Below are 6115 nucleotides of genomic sequence, written 5' to 3'. Positions count from 1 at the left end.
TTCCCTCACGGTACTGGTTCACTATCGGTCACTAGGGAGTATTTAGCCTTAGGAGATGGTCCTCCCGGATTCCGACGGAATTTCACGTGTTCCGCCGTACTCAGGATCCACTCTGGAGAGAACGATGTTTCGGCTACAGGATTGTTACCTTCTCTGATGGACCTTTCCAGACCTCTTCGCCTACACCGTTCTTTTGTAACTCCGTATAGAGTGTCCTACAACCCCAGAAGGCAAGCCTTCTGGTTTGGGCTGTTCCCGTTTCGCTCGCCGCTACTCAGGGAATCGCGTTTGCTTTCTCTTCCTCCAGGTACTTAGATGTTTCAGTTCCCCGGGTATGCCTTCTCCTGCCCTATGTATTCAGGCAGGGATACTGTTCCATTACGAACAGTGGGTCTCCCCATTCGGAAATCTCCGGATCAATGCTTACTTACAGCTCCCCGGAGCATATCGGAGTTAGTTCCGTCCTTCTTCGGCTCCTAGTGCCAAGACATCCACCGTGCGCCCTTTCTAACTTAACCTAAAATGGCGATTACTCGGTTATTGCTTGGTTACTTTTATACGATATTATCCAGTTTTCAAAGAACAAGTTTACTTACCTATATAGAAGGAATTCATCCTTCAAAACTGAACAAAAAACAGTGCCGTTAATTCGTTTGTGAGAACGAAGTTCTCTGTGGCTACTCTGTGGGGACGAGCCTGTCACATTTCACAATTTCCTTAGAAAGGAGGTGATCCAGCCGCACCTTCCGATACGGCTACCTTGTTACGACTTCACCCCAATCATCTGCCCCACCTTAGGCGGCTGGCTCCCGTAAGGGTTACCCCACCGACTTCGGGTGTTGCAAACTCTCGTGGTGTGACGGGCGGTGTGTACAAGGCCCGGGAACGTATTCACCGCGGCATGCTGAGCCGCGATTACTAGCGATTCCGGCTTCATGCAGGCGAGGTGCAGCCTGCAATCCGAACTGAGAATGGTTTTATGGGATTGGCTAAACCTTGCGGTCTTGCAGCCCTTTGTACCATCCATTGTAGCACGTGTGTAGCCCAGGTCATAAGGGGCATGATGATTTGACGTCATCCCCACCTTCCTCCGGTGTGTCACCGGCAGTCACCTTAGAGTGCCCAACTAAATGCTGGCCACTAAGATCAAGGGTTGCGCTCGTTGCGGGACTTAACCCAACATCTCACGACACGAGCTGACGACAACCATGCACCACCTGTCACCGCTGTCCCCGAAGGGAAAAATCTGTCTCCAGACCGGTCAGCGGGATGTCAAGACCTGGTAAGGTTCTTCGCGTTGCTTCGAATTAAACCACATGCTCCACCGCTTGTGCGGACCCCCGTCAATTCCTTTGAGTTGCAGTCTTGCGACCGTACTCCCAGGCGGAGTGCTTAATGCGTTAGCTGCAGCACTGAAGGGCGGAAACCCTCCAACACTTAGCACTCATCGTTTACGGCGTGGACTACCAGGGTATCTAATCCTGTTTGCTCCCCACGCTTTCGCGCCTCAGCGTCAGTTACAGACCAGAGAGCCGCCTTCGCCACTGGTGTTCCTCCACATCGCTACGCATTTCACCGCTACACGTGGAATTCCGCTCTCCTCTTCTGCACTCAAGCCTCCCAGTTTCCAATGACCCTCCACGGTTGAGCCGCGGGCTTTCACATCAGACTTAAGAAGCCGCCTGCGCGCGCTTTACGCCCAATAATTCCGGACAATGCTTGCCACCTACGTATTACCGCGGCCGCTGGCACGTAGTTAGCCGTGGCTTTCTGGTTAGGTACCGTCAAGGTACGGACAGTTACTTCCGTACTTGTTCTTCCCTAACAACAGAGCTTTACGATTCGAAAACCTTCTTCACTCACGCGGCGTTGCTCCGTCAGACTTTCGTCCATTGCGGAAGATTCCCTACTGCTGCCTCCCGTAGGAGTCTGGGCCGTGTCTCAGTCCCAGTGTGGCCGATCACCCTCTCAGGTCGGCTACGCATCGTCGCCTTGGTGGGCCATTACCCCACCAACTAGCTAATGCGCCGCGGGTCCATCTGTAAGTGATAGCCGAAGCCGCCTTCCATCCTTCTCCATGCGGAGAAGAAAGAATATCCGGTATTAGCCCCGGTTTCCCGGAGTTATCCCAGTCTTACAGGCAGGTTACCCACGTGTTACTCACCCGTCCGCCGCTAACTTGAACAGAGCAAGCTCCATCAAGTCCGCTCGACTTGCATGTATTTGGCACGCCGCCAGCGTTCGTCCTGAGCCAGGATCAAACTCTCCAAAAAGATGTTTGACTTGCTCATAATTAAAAATAAGAATTAACTTACTGGCATGTATTTTGTTCAGTTTTCAAAGATCAATTTCCCGATCACTCTCGACAACTATTTCAGTATAACATTATTCGAGATTGAAAGTCAACTATTTTTTTGAAATTCTTTTTTGCTGCAACCGTCGCTCTTAGCGGCGGATAACCAATATAACATGTTCTAAAAGATAAAGTCAATAACAAATTTTTATAATTTCATTTGCCAAAATCAAAACAAAAGCTTCTAAACTCCTGTTTTGACAGTAACAATAACAATGCTTCTTTTATAAAACTACAATAACAGAATAAAGATTTCCGTATTTTTATATAACGAATAGTTTATTAACTGCTCTCCCTACTATTAAATATGTAATGCTATGTGGAACGTCTTATTGTATACTTCGCTCTCTCATATACTTTTCCTCTATAACTTTTATATAAAAATCATAAAACAAGGGCAATACTTCTTTTTCAGAAGGGATAGGCAACCCAAGAGTTATATTTGTAAAACCATCAACACTTCATCAAAATACTTTCCATTAAATTTCAAGGCATTCCGTTCTATACCATAGACCTTGAACCCCAAAGACTTATATAATTTCTTTGCAGGATCATTATCAGATACCACCGTTAAACGTATTTGTTCCAAACCATTATGACTTTGCGCCTGTCTTATAAGTTCTGCTATTAGTGTTTTCCCTAAACCTTGCCCTCGTCTCTCTGGAATTACATACAATCCGAAAATATTCCCTTTGTGATTCGCTTTGGGGTTATCTTCACGTATAAATGTAACGATCCCAACCAAAGAACCACTATCATTAAAAGAACCTAAAATAAATTGATCCTTAGTTGGTTTTATTCGCTCTTTTATAGTTTCTACTGAAAAATCAACCTCTCTCTCATATGTTGAACCAAATGCTTCTGGATTAACTTTCAATGCACTCAGTCGTATCTCTTGATACAACTTGGCATCGGACTCTTTTAAAATACGAATGTTCATTAACTGCTCCCTCAGTTCTTTTTATACTTAGTTTTGGATAGCAAAGCGTTCACAATCACGATCAATTTTTAATAGGGTAGTTAAGGGAATTCACCTTAAGTTAAGCTGGTCCGTTAATCACAAATTATTTTTCATAGGAAATCACTCTTAGCGTTAATCGTTAATTGCATATAAACACTTCCTTCCCAGTTTTCTTTAGAAGACCATCATTAACATACTAATTAAATCTCTCTTTATGGTGATGCTTTTCAACCCATTCCTCAATAAAATGAATCATTTTATGAATAGACGGTGTTTGCGCGTGCTTTGTTGTATTTGTTAGAATTCCGACTTTTCTAGAGGTATAGCTGCTTAACGGCTTAACCGTTATATTATCTAAAGTAGAATGACTTAATAACAACTCTGGCAGTAAGCTGATCCCCAAATTATTTCTTACCATGGCGATGATCGTCTCGTCTCCTCTTATTCGGTAAGCAACCCGTGGTTGAATGCCTGCTTTTTTTATAAGATCATGCACCTCAAATAAGGAATCTGAATAGGGCAAAATATATTCAACTGATTCTAGTGTGCGAACGTCGATAACATCTGATTGGGCCAGTTCATGCTGCGAGTTCATGACAGCTACAATGGGATCTTCTAACAAAAAACGAAAATATCCTTTGTTATGATAAGAAGAACCAATGGCGAAATCTATTTTATCCTCGTCTAGCCAACGTTCCAGTTCAGAGGCATTTCCCTCGTATAATTGAATCTCTATGAAAGGATATAACTGTTTGAATTCGCTTAGGATCTTAGGCATCCAGTTCGTCGCAATGCTTATGTAAGCTCCTATTCGAATGTTCCCTGTTTCTAATCCGTTAATTTCATCAACCGTTTCAGATAACTTTCCATAGCCTTTTTCAATCTCCCGCATCGCTTTTAGCACTTTTAATCCGTTTTCCGTCGGCTTTACGCCGTTTTTTTGTCTTACTAACAGTGAAAAACCGTATTCTTCTTCTAAACTGCTAATCATTTGGCTAATGCTCGGTTGTGTGTAATTTAAGATTTCAGCTGCTTTCGTCAGGCTTCCCGTCTCGACTACCTTGATATACGTGATATATTTTTTTAAGCTCATCAGCTCAGCCCCTAAGATATAAGTTTTTATTATATTTGATATCAATTATATTTAGTTTACTTATATATAGCTAGGAAATAAAATGATGGCAGCTAAAACTTTTATATGCAAGGGAGAGAAAGCAGTGAGTTACATCGTCCAATTTGCTATAGGAGGAAGCATCCTAGTTGCTGCTTCTATGTTAAGCAAATCTAAATATCTTTTTTTGTCTGGTGTCATCACGTTACTTCCGATCATGACACTGATTAATATAAGTTTACAAATGAAAAACATGAATCTCGCAGATTTTAGAATCACACAAAAAAACGCTATTTTTGGTGCTGTTGGAGCAGTGGTTTTAATGAGCAGTATTTTTTTACTGACAAATTGGCTCAAACCTTTACACGCTGTGGCAGGCGCTTTTATTATTTATGTTTTTTATATGATGGGGTACATGTACTTTATTTCTCAGAAAGTTAGTATGTAAAAGCAGTAACCCTCTTGTTAAACCCTAACTTTAGTGAGCGCGTATTAGATCTCTTCACCTAAACAACTAAGTAAATAAAAAAATACAAAGAGCGTTATCGCTCTTTGTATAGGATGGCGAATAAAAAATTATTGAATGCTTTCTAATGCTTGCTTAACAGTTGCATAAGCCTCAAGCCTAGAGAAATCTATTCCGGCATTTACGACTGTTTGAGCTAGTTCAGGACGTAAACCGGTAGTGATCACATGCATCCCCATCAAATGGAGAATTTCTTCTATTTGTCGGAAATAGTCTGCTATCTGTGTGTTAATCGTTAAAATTCCAGAAAAATCAACAATAACATGATCGACCTCTAGTTCGGCTATTTTCGGGATCACATTTTCCATAATATAGGCTGCTCGATAATCGTTCACTTCACCAATTAAAGGCAGGACGACGATTCCTTCCTTAACCGGAACAATAGGCGCTGATAATTTAGCTAATTCTTTTTGCGTTTCTTCCTTAAATTCATTAGAAAGACGTTCAAAAGCGAAAAAAGTTTCATTTAAGCTAATATCCAGCATGTTATTTATTCTTTTAATAATAAAAGCATGCTCCTTTACAGACAGCCCAAGTTCCAAACTAATGTCTGTTAACAGTTCATTAAAAACATCCCTTGTTGGCGGGTAACGTACGACTATTTCTGAAATGTTGCGCCCGGCAGTAGCTTGCATAGCCGCATTCTTCTTACTCCACTCGACTAGCGCCTCTGGAACCGCCTCATCCTTTTCACACAAGAGTGATTCCCCGAAGAAGGCTAAAAGTTCATTATACATATTGATCGCTTGCTCTTTCTCCCATTCTGGAATGGTTAATTGCATTTTATGAAGAACAGCGTCTACCACCTCAACGGATAAAGATTGTACACTTTTACGGATGTAGTTAGAAAAATTTAAAAAAGAACTCACTGACCCTCACCTTTTCTCCTCTTTAGTTAACTAATTGTAACTTAAACATAGAATAATTTCATAGTTATTATGGCCTCTTATTACATTTTCTAATAAATTCTCTCATGCTACATCTTCTGCACATTAAACATTAGCTTTTGTTTCTTGCTCAATAAGAGAAGGCCTTTGTTCTCCTTCATATAAAATAGTATATTGATTTTTTGCTTTTTAAAATACTAATTTCGGTAAAATACGGCAAAATTTGAATATTTTTTACGTTCTCTTCATTTAAGCTAAACATTCCTACGATATTATT

4 protein-coding genes and 2 rRNA genes (1 of these 6 cut by a window edge) are annotated in these 6115 nt (G+C 41.6%); 1 reads left to right on the top strand and 5 read right to left on the bottom strand.

The genetic code is table 11. The features are described from left to right. The 4 genes from AC623_RS09255 to AC623_RS09240 all read right to left on the bottom strand — a co-directional run. Positions 1–518 (bottom strand): 23S ribosomal RNA (locus tag AC623_RS09255) (it extends 2414 nt beyond the left edge of the window). Positions 519–721: 203 nt separating this feature from the next. Beyond that, positions 722–2273, bottom strand: a 16S ribosomal RNA gene (locus AC623_RS09250). Together the 16S and 23S rRNA genes form the textbook arrangement of a ribosomal RNA operon. A 516-nt stretch (positions 2274–2789) precedes the next feature. Next, positions 2790–3293, bottom strand: coding sequence for a GNAT family N-acetyltransferase (locus tag AC623_RS09245; protein WP_049662179.1), 504 nt, complete (start codon positions 3291–3293; stop codon positions 2790–2792). 217 nt (positions 3294–3510) lie between these two features. After that, positions 3511–4407 carry a LysR family transcriptional regulator gene (locus tag AC623_RS09240; protein WP_049662178.1) on the bottom strand — a complete coding sequence of 299 codons (897 nt, stop codon included), beginning with the start codon at positions 4405–4407 and terminating at the stop codon, positions 3511–3513. A gap of 124 nt (positions 4408–4531) precedes the next feature. Here AC623_RS09240 and AC623_RS09235 point away from each other — a divergent pair, with 124 nt between their 5' ends. Further along, the gene (locus AC623_RS09235; RefSeq protein WP_049666446.1) at positions 4532–4873 is read left to right on the top strand and encodes a GlpM family protein; all 342 of its coding nucleotides are present in this window, start codon (positions 4532–4534) and stop codon (positions 4871–4873) included. A gap of 128 nt (positions 4874–5001) precedes the next feature. On the opposite strand, the gene AC623_RS09230 is transcribed toward AC623_RS09235, so the two are convergent. After that, complete coding sequence (locus AC623_RS09230) at positions 5002–5820, bottom strand: STAS domain-containing protein (RefSeq protein WP_049662177.1); 819 nt, start codon at positions 5818–5820, stop codon at positions 5002–5004. Positions 5821–6115: the final 295 nt, after the last annotated feature.

This window comes from Bacillus sp. FJAT-27231 (genome assembly GCF_001183975.1).
In the GTDB taxonomy this organism is placed as follows: Bacteria; Bacillota; Bacilli; order Bacillales; family Domibacillaceae; genus Pseudobacillus; species Pseudobacillus wudalianchiensis.
Note: the sequence above shows the minus strand (reverse complement) of the source record. Positions and strands in the feature narration are given on the sequence as shown.